Annotated in this window: 9 protein-coding genes and 2 pseudogenes; 6 read left to right on the forward strand and 5 right to left on the reverse strand. The window is 54.2% G+C overall.

Going from position 1 to position 13406, the window contains the following annotated elements; translation table 11 throughout:
• The first annotated feature begins 169 nt into the window (after positions 1 to 169).
• The 4 genes from KRAC_RS08665 to KRAC_RS08680 all read left to right on the forward strand — a co-directional run bounded on the left by KRAC_RS08665 (position 170) and on the right by KRAC_RS08680 (position 5386).
• Entirely contained in the window at positions 170 to 1780 is a 1611-nt protein-coding gene (locus tag KRAC_RS08665) for a class I adenylate-forming enzyme family protein (RefSeq protein WP_007906121.1), read from the forward strand.
• 344 nt (positions 1781 to 2124) lie between these two features.
• The gene (gene iscB / locus KRAC_RS08670; protein WP_007906123.1) at positions 2125 to 3390 is read left to right on the forward strand and encodes an RNA-guided endonuclease IscB; all 1266 of its coding nucleotides are present in this window, start codon (positions 2125 to 2127) and stop codon (positions 3388 to 3390) included.
• 111 nt (positions 3391 to 3501) lie between these two features.
• Entirely contained in the window at positions 3502 to 4131 is a 630-nt protein-coding gene (locus KRAC_RS08675; RefSeq protein ID WP_007903817.1) for an IS607 family transposase, read from the forward strand.
• Positions 4091 to 5386 carry an RNA-guided endonuclease InsQ/TnpB family protein gene (locus KRAC_RS08680; protein WP_007906125.1) on the forward strand — a complete coding sequence of 432 codons (1296 nt, stop codon included), beginning with the start codon at positions 4091 to 4093 and terminating at the stop codon, positions 5384 to 5386. Before KRAC_RS08675 ends, KRAC_RS08680 begins: the two co-directional genes overlap by 41 nt.
• Here the strand turns inward: KRAC_RS08680 and KRAC_RS70985 are convergent.
• Positions 5377 to 5586 (reverse strand): hypothetical protein, encoded by a 210-nt coding sequence (locus KRAC_RS70985; protein ID WP_040442175.1) that lies wholly within the window; start codon positions 5584 to 5586, stop codon positions 5377 to 5379. The two genes, KRAC_RS08680 and KRAC_RS70985, sit on opposite strands and share 10 nt — an antisense overlap.
• A gap of 120 nt (positions 5587 to 5706) precedes the next feature.
• Here KRAC_RS70985 and KRAC_RS79370 point away from each other — a divergent pair.
• Positions 5707 to 5847, forward strand: a pseudogene (locus KRAC_RS79370) (transposase); the annotation flags it as partial.
• Positions 5848 to 5992: 145 nt separating this feature from the next.
• Here KRAC_RS79370 and KRAC_RS08690 read toward each other — a convergent pair.
• Positions 5993 to 6994, reverse strand: a complete 1002-nt coding sequence (locus tag KRAC_RS08690) for a hypothetical protein (RefSeq protein WP_007906127.1) — start codon at positions 6992 to 6994, stop codon at positions 5993 to 5995.
• 375 nt (positions 6995 to 7369) lie between these two features.
• Here KRAC_RS08690 and KRAC_RS61110 point away from each other — a divergent pair, with 375 nt between their 5' ends.
• Positions 7370 to 9316, forward strand: a complete 1947-nt coding sequence (locus KRAC_RS61110; RefSeq protein ID WP_007906129.1) for a protein kinase domain-containing protein — start codon at positions 7370 to 7372, stop codon at positions 9314 to 9316.
• A 131-nt stretch (positions 9317 to 9447) separates the two neighbouring features.
• Here the strand turns inward: KRAC_RS61110 and KRAC_RS65590 are convergent.
• From KRAC_RS65590 to KRAC_RS08715, 3 genes and pseudogenes are all read right to left on the reverse strand, one after another.
• Positions 9448 to 10981: pseudogene (locus tag KRAC_RS65590) on the reverse strand (RNA-guided endonuclease TnpB family protein).
• A 136-nt stretch (positions 10982 to 11117) separates the two neighbouring features.
• The gene (locus tag KRAC_RS08710) at positions 11118 to 12653 is read right to left on the reverse strand and encodes a sensor histidine kinase (RefSeq protein ID WP_007906130.1); all 1536 of its coding nucleotides are present in this window, start codon (positions 12651 to 12653) and stop codon (positions 11118 to 11120) included.
• A gap of 1 nt (position 12654) precedes the next feature.
• Positions 12655 to 13329, reverse strand: a complete 675-nt coding sequence (locus KRAC_RS08715; RefSeq protein ID WP_007906132.1) for a response regulator transcription factor — start codon at positions 13327 to 13329, stop codon at positions 12655 to 12657.
• Positions 13330 to 13406 lie beyond the last annotated feature (77 nt).

The raw sequence follows: 13406 nt of genomic DNA on the forward strand, positions 1-13406 counted from the left end.
AGCTTGCAAATTAAACCCTACCCATCATTTCTTGATTCTCCTACCAGATTAATGTTATTCTACTTGCAGAGCAGATAGCCTTGCGGCTAGGATCAGTATCTAGAGATAGGAACCTTTCACGACTTTGATCGTTGCTCAGTGCTGAGTTGCAGCGAAAGGATGCCATGTCATGCTTACCAAGATGGTTGCTCCCGAACTCTTTCGTCCGCCCGTTGAATTTCCTGATGTCCCCTATGATCACTTGCTAAGAAAAACCGCAGAACAATACCCGGAACGAACAGCGATTATCTACCATGACCTCTACTTCACCTACCGCGAAGTGGTCTCTATGGTCAATAGCGTTGCCAATGGAATGCATGAGTTAGGCTTACGCAAAGGTGAGCGCATTTGTCTCTTCACTACTAACCGCCCCGAATACACAGTTACATTTATCGCGGCCGCGACACTGGGCCTGGTCGTAAGCCCTATGAATCCCGCGTATAAAGAGCGCGAAGTTGCGTATCAGCTAGAGAACTCAGAGGCCTCCGCCATCCTGGTGCAACGCGAGCTTGTACCAATCTTGCAGCTTGCACTCAATAACACCAAACTTCCGCACCTCAAGCACATCTTCGTCACTGGAAGCCAGGCCCCTGAAAGCCTGCCCGAGGCCATTCCACTCAGCCAGCTCATTAGAAATTCCGCGCCAACCTATCAGAAGCATACCGATATCACTAGCGATGATCTGCTGGCCCTCCCCTATTCCTCCGGCACCACGGGCCTTCCCAAGGGAACCATGCTCACCCATCGCAATATGACAACAAATAATCTCCAGTTTACGACTGCACTCCAGACGAATCCCAATGATGTCGCGCTCATCTTCTTACCCTTCTACCATATTTATGGTGTGATGCTTATGGGAGGTTTCCTCGCCTGTGGCGCGACGCAGGTGCAGATGGAACGCTTCGACCTGGTTCAGTCGCTTGAACTCTGTGAGAGGCACAACGTCACCTACTACTTCGCGGTACCACCTATCGTGCTGGCACTGGCGAACGCGCCCATCGACCTGGGCAAAATGAAGAGCGTCAAGTATATCTTCTCGGGGGCAGCCCCGCTGCCTATGGACCCCACACGCCGCCTGAAAGAGAAGACCGGCATCAATGTCGTCCAGGGTTATGGCCTCACCGAAACCTCTCCCCTGACGCACTCCCAACCCAAAGATCCAGCCCTGGTGCGCACAGAGAGCGTCGGACTTCCTGTCCATAATACAGAGATCAAGATCATGGACATTGAGACTGGCGAGCGAGAGTTACCCCTGGGCGAGACAGGCGAGATCGTCATTCGCGGCCCCCAAGTCATGAAGGGCTACTGGAAGGCGCCAGAGGAGACGGCGCGGGTACTACGCGATGGCTGGCTCTATACAGGCGATGTAGGCTACCTGGATGCCGAGGGCTATACCTACATTGTGGATCGCAAGAAGGAGATGATCAAGTACAAAGGCTTTGGCGTCGCGCCCGCGGAACTGGAATCCCTGCTGATGGAGCATCCCGCGGTCATGGACTCAGCGGTCATTGGCGTACCAGACGATGAGGCAGGTGAGCTGATCAAGGGTTTTGTCGTCTTACGCCCGGGACAAAACGCCACACCTGATGAGATCATGACCTTCGCCAATGGCAAACTGGCTGGCTACAAGCGTTTCCACTTCATCGAACAGATTGATGCCTTGCCGAAAACCGCTTCAGGCAAAATTCTACGCCGCGAACTAAAAGAGCGCGAAAAGGCGCTCAAGCTCGCACAAGAGTGAACTACCACAGAACCACGTCTTCAGTGACTTCCGAAGAAGCCACTGAAGACGTGGTTCTGTAGCTTCTTCGGGAGCCTGAGTTCACCAGACTCGTTTCCAGAAATGGGAACGGCGTTCGATTGGTCATGACACCTGCGGTTGACGCATCAGACCGCTGCTCTGTCGCTGAGAGTTAAGTAGGCTTGAGGTAAGGGCTGGTGCTCTCGGCGTAAAAAGCCTCTTGAACATTGTCGAGATGAAGCCGGATTCTCCTGGTGGTCACTACCTGAAGGTGGCACGGCAGCCAGGAGATACGCACCACCTGCTGGCAACAGCAGAGCATTTTTCCGAAAGGAACATTGATCATGAATATCGTGTATGTCCTTTCACCAGAGCGACAACCACTGATGCCTTGCGCACCAGCCATCGCTCGTCTCCTGCTCAAAGAGAGGAAGGCCAAAGTGATGAGACGGACCCCGTTCACGATCAAGCTGATCAGCAGGCCAGAAACCATCTGCACCCAACCACTGACTCTGGGAGTGGATACGGGCAGTTCCGTCGTAGGTTCGGCGGTGGCCGATGAACAGGGGAGTGTGCTCTATCTCTCTGAAGTGGAACTGCGCAACGATATCGCTACCACCATGAAAGAGAGAGCCATGAAGCGTCGCACCCGTCGTACACGCAAAACCAGATACCGCCCTGCCCACTTTCTCAACCGCAAGCATTCCCGCAAACAGGATCGCTTTTCTCCGACCATGACGAGCAAGATCGACGCTCATCTGCGAGAAATCCGCTTTGTTCAGTCACTGTTACCTATTCAATCAATCGTGCTGGAAACAGGAACGTTTGATCCTCATGCCCTCAAAAACCCTGAAGTCCTCCACAAGAAGTGGCTCTATCAGAAGGGCATCAACTATGGTTTTGCCAATACCAGAGCGTTTGTGCTCACACGGGATGATTACACCTGCCAACAGTGCACGGGCGCGTCGAAAGACCAACAGCTTGAAGTGCATCACCTCGTCTTCCGCAGCCAGAACGGCAGTGATGAGGAAACCAATTTAGTGACACTCTGTAAAACCTGTCATGATAGCCTGCATGCAGGAACCATCACGCTCAAGAAAACCGGGAAGAAAAAGGGGAAATTGCTCCATGCCACGCAGATGAACAGCATCCGCGTCCAGTTGCTCAAGCGTGTTGAGGCCGAGGAAACCTGGGGCTTTGTCACCAAAGAGCATCGTCTTCTGGCAGGGCTGCCCAAAGAGCATATCTTTGATGCAACGATGATCGCGACGAGAGGGGTGAAACCAACCTTCTGCACCACGAGCATCCTCTCAAAACGCTGTGTCTGTGATGGCGATTACCAACAAACAAAGGGAGTGCGCAGTGAACAGAGAATCGCGACAGGCAAAATCATGGGGTTTCGGAAGTTTGACAAGGTGCGTTACCTGGGCCAGGAGTACTTTATCAAAGGCAGAATGTCGACCGGATATGCCATCTTGATGGATCTTTCTGGAAACAAAGTCGCATTGAAACCCATCCCCAAGTTTGACAAGATGAAGCGAGTGAGTGCGCGTTCCTCATGGATGATGACACAAAGGACCATGCCACATTCCTCATTCTCTCTCAGATGATTTTTGTCTGCACGTCTCGAAAACGCCTTGTAACACGCTCTGGTGATGAGGCAAAAAGGAGATGTGTACTAGGTATTGACAAAGTGAACGAAAGTGAATTAAAATCATTATATGTACTCAATCGCACAATTTGCCAAGCAGGTGGGTGTCAGCGTGAAAACCTTGCAGCGCTGGGATCGGGAAGGCCGTCTCAAAGCGAAACGAACCCTTTCTGGGCGGCGCTACTATGATGAGGCCGATCTGGCTACGGCGCTCAACCTTCCTCAACGGCCAGCCATCCGCCGAATGGTGGCCTATTGCCGGGTGTCGAGCCCTGCTCAACGACCGGATTTACAGAACCAACGGGCCGCCTTAGAGCGTTATGCAGTCTCCAAGCAGCTGGTGGTGGATGAGTGGATCATGGAAATCGGGGGCGGCCTCAATTTTGAGCGCACACAGTTTCTCAGGCTCGTAGACGCCATTGTCGAGGGAGAGGTTTCGTGCCTGCTCATCGCCCATCAGGATCGGCTGGCTCGCTTTGGCTTTGCTCTGCTCAAGCATCTGTGCGAGACGCACCGCACGGAATTGGTCGTGATGAACACCGAGACGCTCTCGCCCGAACAAGAGGTAGTGCAGGACTTGATGAGTATTGTCCACGGTTTTAGTTCACGCTTGTACGGCCTCAGGAATTACCGCAAAGCCTTAGAGAAAGCGCTCAAGGATGAAAACCGCGCACAAGATCCGGATGAACCCCACCCCTGAACAGGTGGAGTATCTCAAACGAGCCTGTGGCACGAGGCGCTTTATCTACAACTGGGGACGGGAACAATGGGAGAAGCAGTATCAGGCGTACAAAGCCGAGCAGGAAACCGTTCCCCAAGAGCAGCGCCTGCTCAAACCGCCACATGCCCTTGCGCTGAAGGCGCACTTCAATGCGATTCGAGAACACGAGTACCCATGGACCTATGACGTCACGAAATGTGTGGTGGAGGGTGCCTTCGACGACCTCAAGAAAGCGTATGACAACTTCTTTGCAGGCCGAGCGAACTACCCGCAGTACAAGAAAAAGGGGAAGTCGCACGAGTCGTTTTATCTCTCCAACGACAAATTCACCTTGGGAAGCCATTGGATCTCGATCCCCGGGCTTGGTCGCTTCATCCTCGATCAACGCCAAACGAAGAAGGACCGAGGCAAGCTCTTACGCAAACTGGGGACGGTGAACCTCGCCGAAAAACTGCGCTTCGTCGAAAAGGGGAAAGCCACCACACCCAGGAAGAAGCGCAACCAACGCAAGCACGTCGTGTGCGAACGAGTCAAAATTCTGGGGGGGACCGTCAGCTGTGAGGCGGGCCACTGGTACGTCTCCGTTCAAGTAGACATCACGCGGGAGCGCCTCAACGCTCCCGAACCAGTGGTGGGGGTGGATGTAGGCTTGAAGCAAGCTGCTGTGGTGAGCGATGGACGCAGGCTTGAGAACCAAAGGCCATTGGCGCTCCATCTCAAGAAACTCGGCAAGCTGCAACGCAAGCTGTCAAAGAAACAGAAGACGAAAGACCCTCAAACCAAGCGAACCGTGTTCAGCAAGCAGCATGAGAAGCAACGACTCAAGGTCGCGCGCAAGCATCAGCAGATCGCCAACATCCGGCGGGATGTGCAGCACAAGTTCACGACCGAACTGGCGCGAACCGGTGGGGCCATCGGCATCGAAGACCTCAACATCCTGGGGATGATGGCCAACCGGAAGCTCTCGCGTGCCGTGGCTGATGCCGCGATGGGGCAACTCTTGCAGTTCCTCAAGACCAAAGTGGCCAACGCTGGGGGCGAGCTCTTCATCGCCTCGCGCTGGTTCCCCTCGACCAAACGCTGTTCGTGCTGTGGGCAGGTCAAAAAGCGCATGCCGCTCAAACACCGCACCTATGAGTGCGTGGCCTGTGGGCTGGTCATCGACCGGGATCTCAATGCCGCCTTGAATCTCCTGTGGTTGGCAACACAACAGCTTCGCCAGCTTCACGCGTAAAGCTGGCCGTCCTGGAGAGTGGCTACCGCCGGACGTAAAATGCCTGGGGAGTTGATGTGAGACCGAAACGGGAGGGCTGATCCAAAGGTTCCCGTGCGCTGGCTATCGACGATGAAGCAGGAAGAACTGACCGCTTGAGGGTGGGTTCGCTCACGTTCGAGTATGAGAAAGGTAGCAGAGTCAAGGATCTTGCTATACACTCAGATGTTTCCTGTGAGACGATGGAAGTGAACCAGGATCCTTTTCCCTGTCTGGTCAAAAGCGGACCAGGGATAGTCCCTCTGGCGATGGTGCGCAGGTGAAAGCAAGAATCGACTGTTCAACTTTGGAGGATACACCAACAGGAATTGAGAAGACACTTTTTGAAGGGGAGGACATTCTGGAGTGACGGATACGTTAGTTGCACAATTGGCAACGCAAGCCAGGAAGCGATCCGCCAGTCCATTGAGGGTCAAAGGTGAAGTCGGCGTTTCATCCACGAAGCTGAAGACGTGCGTGGTTTTCACGCAGACCATTTATAAATTAGTTGGGAGTGTGTGCATGGGCAGCCTAGGGCTGCCCATGCACACACTCCCAAGCAAGAAGTGAAGTTAATACTAGCGGAGATTAGAGGCCCATCAAGAAGAGACCACGCGCCATAATCTCACCCGCCAGGGTGAGCACCACCACCAGGTAGAGCATACCCGTTGCCGACTGGAACGAGCGATCACGAACGAGCTTCCAGGAGAGACCACCCAGGATCAGGGGGAGCACAAAGCTCACCAGGATACGTAGCAAGCTAATCGCACCTGTATCCAGAGGAGTAATGACCGGCTGGCCAGCAGGCTTCACCTGGCTAGAGGAGGCCTGAGTTGGCGCAGGCGTGGGTGTTGAGGCTACCACGGCTGGCTGGCTGGAAGAGGCCTGGTTCGCATGCGACGTGGTTGGGCCGGTCAGTGGCAAGAAGATAATCTGCGCGATAATAGCCAGTAAGACAACGCTGGTAGAGAACAGCAGTGGTCGCTCTGAGAGCGCTGGCGTGACCAGGTACCAGTGGCCCAGCCACATGGCGGTCATCACGCCACCCAGGGCAAAGGCCGCCGCGTAGAAACCCGCGACGGTAAAGGCACCACCTGCGATGCTCCCCGCCAGCGGGCGGAAGATCATCCCCAGTACCAGGAGTGTCACCAGGCCCGCAATGACCGTAGCCACACCGCTTAAGAGGCGTAATCCACGCAGTATCGAACGGCGTGGAACGGGTTTCCCCTCTTTCTGGGCCTCGTCTTCAGCCTTCTCATACTCCACTTTCCCATCCACACCGGCTTTCTTATCCAGTAAGAGAAAGAGCGTGTAAGGAATCAGCAACACAAAGAAGAGGAGCAACGGCAGGGTCTGCCAGCCTGTCCAGCTATGATCCAGGGAGCGATAGGTATTGAGCAGTTCACCGGTGGCGAAGTTTTGCTGAAACAAATACGTCAGTCCAGCAAGGGCGAGATAGATAAAAGCGTAGGAGACCAGAAAACCACGTTTGACCTCGTTGCGCCAATCGAGAAAGACCAGCACACTCACGGAGCCAATCGTCAATTCGATCATGATTATGTATAGGACGAGTGGGAGTGTTTGCAGCATAGAATCGTGTTATCCTTTAAGCTCTAACAGACATGGAGGGAGATATACAGCCCTTTCCATATCAATATCTTGACAGATTATACCGTTCTTCATAGATTGTGGCAAACTCGAGTCATCCTACCTATGGCTACAACATTCAAGCACTTCTGTCGTATACTCATTAGAGAAATGCAGGCATTATTAGATTTGTCAGGCAGAAGATCGTGCTGTCTGGCTACTTCTTGTCTCAGCACCATCCTTTGCCAGGGGAGAAACACAATCAAGGGAACGCTGCCAAACACTACATATTTCATACAACTTTGTCGATATTGACAGCAGGAGAGAATCTCTCATACACTTGGGAAGAAACGCCATTCCTGGAAGAAGAGAGTTTGTATGCCACGTTGTCTAAATCCACGTTGCCAGATTGATTATCCGCCTGGCACGCTACAATGCACCAATCCATTCTGCCAATGTCTGCTGCCTGAAGCCCTGGTAGCGGGCCGTTACCGCATCGAGACGCTCATAGGCATGGGAGGGATGGGTGTGGTCTACCGTGCCAGCGACACCTTCGAAATGAGTCAGGTCGCGCTCAAGGTCCTCTCGCTCAAAAATAGTATCATGGATCCGCAAACCGCGATCGAGCGCTTTCGACGCGAGGCGCGCTATGCCCATCAGCTCAAGCACAAAAATATTGTGTCGGTTCATAACTTTGGGCAGGATGGGCCTCTCCTCTACCTGGAAATGTCGCTTATCACAGGCGGGACACTCAAGGCCTTGCTCAAACCTGAGCTTCCCCTACCGACACAGCAGGCCCTGAGCTACATGGACGATATGGCTGCTGCCATCGATACAATTCATGCGCATCCGCAGCAGATCGTACACCGCGATATTAAGCCCTCCAATTTACTTATTTCACAGGATGATGGGCATCTCATCCTGGCCGACTTTGGCATCGCCCGTGCCATGCAACAGGAGAAACCGATAACACAGCGCGGCCTCTCTCTAGGCACAGAACACTATATCGCGCCTGAGCAGGATCAGGGCAAAGCGGAACCCACCAGCGATATTTATTCGATGGGTGTGGTCGCCTACCAGATATTTACGGGCCTTTTGCCCGTGCAGGCAGTAATCAAGACACACGCCACCGAAATTCCCGCGCCCAGCAAACTCAATCAAGCACTGCCACCAGAGGTTGACGCGTGCATTCTTCGCGCCATGGATCTCGATCCACGCAAACGCTATCAAAGCGCTGGCGACTTCGCAGCGGCTGTGCGGGCAGCTCTGGCGACAAACACGATCTCCTCAGAGCCGACCATCGCCGATCTCACACTCGTCTCGCATAGCTCGAACGTGATCACGCGAACCGTTATGCCCGAAAATCCCTGTCCACAGTGCGGGAGAGAGAACCGCAGCAGCTCTCGCTTCTGTCGTCACTGTGGGCATGGACTGGACGAGACAATGCCCACGCTTGGGGCGCAGTGCGAGGCCAGCTATGAAAGCGATAGGGGGCGCAAGGCCCAGGAGAACGAGGATATGCTCCTGCTCCTCCAAGGACTCTGCGTGAATGTACAGCCATCACCACACCCCTTCGCCATCTTTGCTATTGCGGATGGTCTTCTCGGACCACAGGGGAAGCCTGCATTAGGGCATGAAGCCAGTCGACTGGCCGTTGAGACCGTCGCCGATACGCTTGTCCCCTTACTGGCAGATACCACACGCTCGCACTCTCGCGGCACACCCATTAATGCTCCACGCACACCTGGAGACACAGGTGCCACCTTCTCAGGTCAGCGCCAGGCATTGCCCATGAGCGAGAAAATTCTAGAGCAGTGGCTCACCGACGCAGTGCGGCAGGCCAACCGCGTCGTCTACCATTGTAACGCAGACTATGACGCGACGATGGCCACAACCCTGGCGGTAGCCCTGCTCTATAGAGAGCGACTCTATGTCGCCAACGTGGGCGACAGCCGTGTTTATCATTTTAGCCAGCGACAGGGTTTACAATGTGCGACCCACGACCATACCATCGCCGCCAATCTTGTTGATGCCGGACTGCTCCAGGCAGATGAAGTGCGCGCCAGCGCCAAACGCCATCAACACTACCGTACACTGGGCCAAAATGCCATGGTGACTGTTGACTGTTCTCAGCGCGCCCTGGAACCTGGCGATCTGCTCATTCTGTGTACCGATGGGGTCTGGCATATGCTACCTGAGAAGCGAATTGAAGACATTTTACGCCAACGCCCTCGTACCGAAGAGATAGCACGCCTGCTGGTACAAGAAGCCAATAATGCCGGGGGCGAAGGGAACGCAAGCGCGATTGTCGTGCACGTGCTCTAACTGAGAGCCTACGCGCAGAGAGAAGCCTCAGAGAGAAACTTCTATAAGCCTGTGACACTCCGCGTCGGCTAAAGCCGAGCAGCTTCTGACACTGTGCCGTAGTCGGATTCGTGAGATAGGTGGCGTAGCCACTACTCAAAGTGAATCCGTAGTTGGGACGCAATATCTGAGAGGGGCGCGCCCATCCGGCGCCTTCCTCTCTGGGCGGTGCCAGGCCCGTTGGCATGATCTCCACGCCTTGCCGCAGGGATAGATGGTCCCATCTGGCGTTTGGCATCCTGGGAGATCCCAACACCTGAGCCTTTCGGCTCCCTCTTCGCACGTCGCGTCAGAGCATGAGGCTTTTCCTTCAAAGGGGCTTGCGTACGCTCGATCAAGCGCTGCCCGACTCTCAGGCTGGCATTTCTGTCGGCATGGTCGCGCATCTGGCACTGTGGGCAGAAGCAGAGGGCGGTGCCGGGAGTATAGTCCTCCTGGGGTTGTCCCTGGTTGTAGCGCACGACCAGGCCATGACAACGATGGCATTGCCGGCTCGTATTGCGCGGATTCACACGGGCCGTGATGATACCGCCTCCATTCCACGCCTTGTACTTTGCGTAGCGGAACATGCGGCCCTTCATCCAGTAGGCCCGTTTCGTATTGCCCCGACGCGAATACGTGCCCTGCTCTGGTCGCAGGTTGCCTAGATGCTCGAAGACGAGAATACTCGCCTCGTGCTTGGTGGCGAACTGGACAATGCGGCTGCTCACCAGGTGCGCGATCTATTCGTCAACGTGCCTGATTTTGGCCCAGAGGTCGGCATTGTCCTGTTCGTTCTCGGCAATGATGCCAGTCTGTGATCGGTTGCGCGCAATACGTCCAAGCAGTTGCGCGCCTTGTGCCCGATACCGCTGTGCCATTCCCGATGAAGGAAGTAGCCAGGATGGTGCCGTCAACGGTCTGGACGCTGCACACAGCTACGTGATGATCAAGATTGAGGTCCACCGCGCAGAGACGTGTCTGGGCGGCGGTGAGTTGCTCTATGACTTTTGCGGGCGCCTCGAAGGTCTTTTCGAGAGGGGGATGCAACCACCAGCGATCTCCCTTGCGGACGAGTTGCGGACTGCCCATCAGATCATCATCAGGGAGATCGCGACCGAGCGTGTGTAGTTTGAGCCAGGACCAGCACGAGCCGGTCCAGACTTTGAGCATAATAGAACGGGTACAACGCTCGCGCCAAAGGCTTGCGTAGAAGGGAGCTGACTTCTTCCATGATCGGGGCGGGACTGGTGGCCGCACCCTGAACGGCCTCCTCTTGCCCTTCTTCGTTTGTTTGGCTTCGTGTTTCTCCTTACGTGCTCGCCATGTTTTGAGAGAGGAGAAGAAGGAGCGAGCTGAGCCGAGCGCGGCATTGATAGCAGCGCGTCGGAACAGAGCAGGGATATCTGGCGCGAGATCGGTGAGTGGCATGATCGGATTGGGGTTGGACTCCGTTGTATGCGTGAGTTTCTCCAGGGCCGTGAGGGCGTCCTTATTTTTGAGGGCAAGAAGACCTTCGTGTGCCTGGATGACTTCAAAATAAAAGGCCACAACCAGATTGAAGAGGGACTGGTTTGCCGCGAAGTAGGCAGCATACTGCGGTGGATAGTGTAACGCCTGCCTGATGGTTTTCGTGGCTTTTGCCATGTTCAGTACCTCCTTGCGCAAAATATATTGTATCTCTCTTAGAGAGTACCAGACTGATTTGAAATTGTCAAACATCCGTTCTATATAGTACTCTATTTTGCAAGGGCTCAAGCCCAAGAACACGCCTCACCACGGTCTAAAGAACCGTGGCTTGCGGCAGGCTAAAGCCCTCTCCTGTCATGGCAGCCTCTGAGGCCAGCGGGAAGGTGATAATAAACAGTGCTCCCTCGCCAGGCTCACTCTCGACCGAGACAGTGCCATGCTGCAAACGCACTAGCAGTTCCACAATAGAGAGGCCCAGGCCATAACCGCCAAGCGCCTTTGAACGCGCGGGATCGGCGCGATAAAAGCGCTCAAAGATATGTTGCCTCTCTTCAGGTGATATACCTATGCCGGTGTCCTGAACACGCAACTGTGCCAGGTCCTCATATATCTCAACCGATACCGTCACCTTTCCACCACTATTCGTATATTTGAGGGCATTGTCAAGCAAGCTCAGAATAATCTGAATCAGGCGCGCGGCATCGCCCATGACCGTAGCCGCCTGTAGAAGGCCGCTCGCCAGGCTTACCTGGCGCTCCTGAGCCAGGGGTTCCATGCTCTCAATCGCATCAGCCGCCAGAAAATCCAGGCGCACAGGCTCATAATCGAGTTGCATCTTCTGTTCATCGGCACGCGCCAGGGCCAGAAGATCATTAATAAGCCTTCCCAGGCGCTCGGTCTCCTCGTTGATGCCCTCCAGGGCCATAATATACTCTTCCGTCTTCTCGGAACGAGAGAGCGCGACCTCTGTCATATTACGAATCACGGCCACCGGTGTGCGCAGTTCATGCGAGGCATCGGCAACAAAGCGACGCTGATGCTCAAAGGCGCGTTCAAGACGTCCTATCATCTGGTTAAAGAGTACTGCCAGGTCATAGACCTCATCTCTGGCCCGGGGTAGAGGCACACGTTTCTGTAGATCCTGGGCATTGATCATACGCGCGGTCCGCGCAAGATGATGAATCGGCCTAAATGCTCGCGCCGAGAACCAGTAGCTACAGAGGCCACACACAAGTAATAAGACTGAACAGATACCAATGAGGATATACAGGACTGTTTGTAGCTGCTCATTCAGGCTCTCTAACGACTGCCCAACCTGAATAACGCCAATGATCTGGTTCTGCCAGACGAGCATCGTACAGTACACCCGCACCTGGCGACCATCGGCATCATAAACAGTTCCACGCCAGGGGACTCCGTGAAGCGGATCATGGACACTTGTCGCATTTAACGCCAGTTGACGCATATCTGTGGTCGCATAGAGTGTCTGTGCGTGCGCATCTAATACGCGCACAAAGAAATCGCCTGGCGAAACGTCTTTCTCCTGTTGAAAAGTGCGCTTACTCTGGCCAGGATGCGTATCGATATAGGCAGCGGTTGCGCCTAACTGCGACATCTGCCCCGCAATATCCGAGGTATTCATGCGTCCTTGTGAGACGACCAATGCCTGAGCGATTTGTTGTGTTCGCAGGCGCAACGCGGTATCAAAATTCGTCTCCAATTGAATCTTGACTATCATATAGAAGGCCGTAGCACACAAAATCACCAGCGTAGCGGAAACGGCAATATACCAGAGAGTCAATTGTACACGCAGTCCGGGGGGAAAGAGCTGTGGCCGACGCATTCGCATATTATAATGGTTCCTTGAGCTGATAACCAGAGCCACGTATCGTCTGAATGACGTTTGGTTCATTCTCATTGCAGAGCTTGCGCCGGAGATAGCGAATATAGACATCAATAACATTGGAGAGATGTTCGGTGTCGCCATCCCAGACATGCTCGACAATCATCGATCTACTCAACACCTGGTGCGGATGGCGCATAAAAAACTCAAGGAGAGCATACTCTTTGTTTCCCAGGGGAATCAGACGCTCTGCGCGTTTGACCTCGTGCGTCCTGGTATCAAGCGTAATATCCATAAATTGTAATGTTGCAGATGAGACGGGTCCACCTCGGCGCAGAAGGGCTCGTACACGCGCCTCAAGCTCGCTAAATGCAAAGGGCTTGGTGAGATAATCATCTGCCCCCAGGTCTAACCCTTTGACGCGATGCTCCACCTCGCCCAGCGCGGTCAGCAACAAAATAGGCATCGTCTTGCCCTGTTCACGCAACTGACGGCAGACTTCAAAACCACTTAAACCGGGAAGCAGGATATCGAGTATGACCAGGTCATAAGGAATGGAGGTAGCCATAAACACCGCATCTTCGCCATCGGCTAACAAATCGACCGCATGATGGCTACCTTCGAGGCCCTTCTTCAAACTCGGACCCAGACGGGGATCATCCTCTATAATCAGGATACGCATAAAACCGTACCTCGTACGTTGAAAGCCGCATCATGTTGGTTACCTCCACCACGACTCCTGCGGCATAGGTAGCCAAC

The organism is Ktedonobacter racemifer DSM 44963 (assembly GCF_000178855.1).
Classification (GTDB): Bacteria; Chloroflexota; Ktedonobacteria; order Ktedonobacterales; family Ktedonobacteraceae; genus Ktedonobacter; species Ktedonobacter racemifer.

Excerpts from the sequence above, each read along its gene's own strand:
- KRAC_RS08665 (WP_007906121.1), top strand. The coding sequence starts at position 170 with ATGCTTACCAAGATGGTTGCTCCCGAACTCTTTCGTCCGCCCGTTGAA.
- iscB (WP_007906123.1), top strand. The coding sequence starts at position 2,125 with ATGAATATCGTGTATGTCCTTTCACCAGAGCGACAACCACTGATGCCT.
- KRAC_RS08675 (WP_007903817.1), top strand. The coding sequence starts at position 3,502 with ATGTACTCAATCGCACAATTTGCCAAGCAGGTGGGTGTCAGCGTGAAA.
- KRAC_RS08680 (WP_007906125.1), top strand. The coding sequence starts at position 4,091 with ATGAAAACCGCGCACAAGATCCGGATGAACCCCACCCCTGAACAGGTG.
- KRAC_RS08690 (WP_007906127.1), bottom strand. The coding sequence starts at position 6,994 with ATGCTGCAAACACTCCCACTCGTCCTATACATAATCATGATCGAATTG.
- KRAC_RS61110 (WP_007906129.1), top strand. The coding sequence starts at position 7,370 with ATGCCACGTTGTCTAAATCCACGTTGCCAGATTGATTATCCGCCTGGC.
- KRAC_RS08710 (WP_007906130.1), bottom strand. The coding sequence starts at position 12,653 with ATGCGAATGCGTCGGCCACAGCTCTTTCCCCCCGGACTGCGTGTACAA.
- KRAC_RS08715 (WP_007906132.1), bottom strand. The coding sequence starts at position 13,329 with ATGCGTATCCTGATTATAGAGGATGATCCCCGTCTGGGTCCGAGTTTG.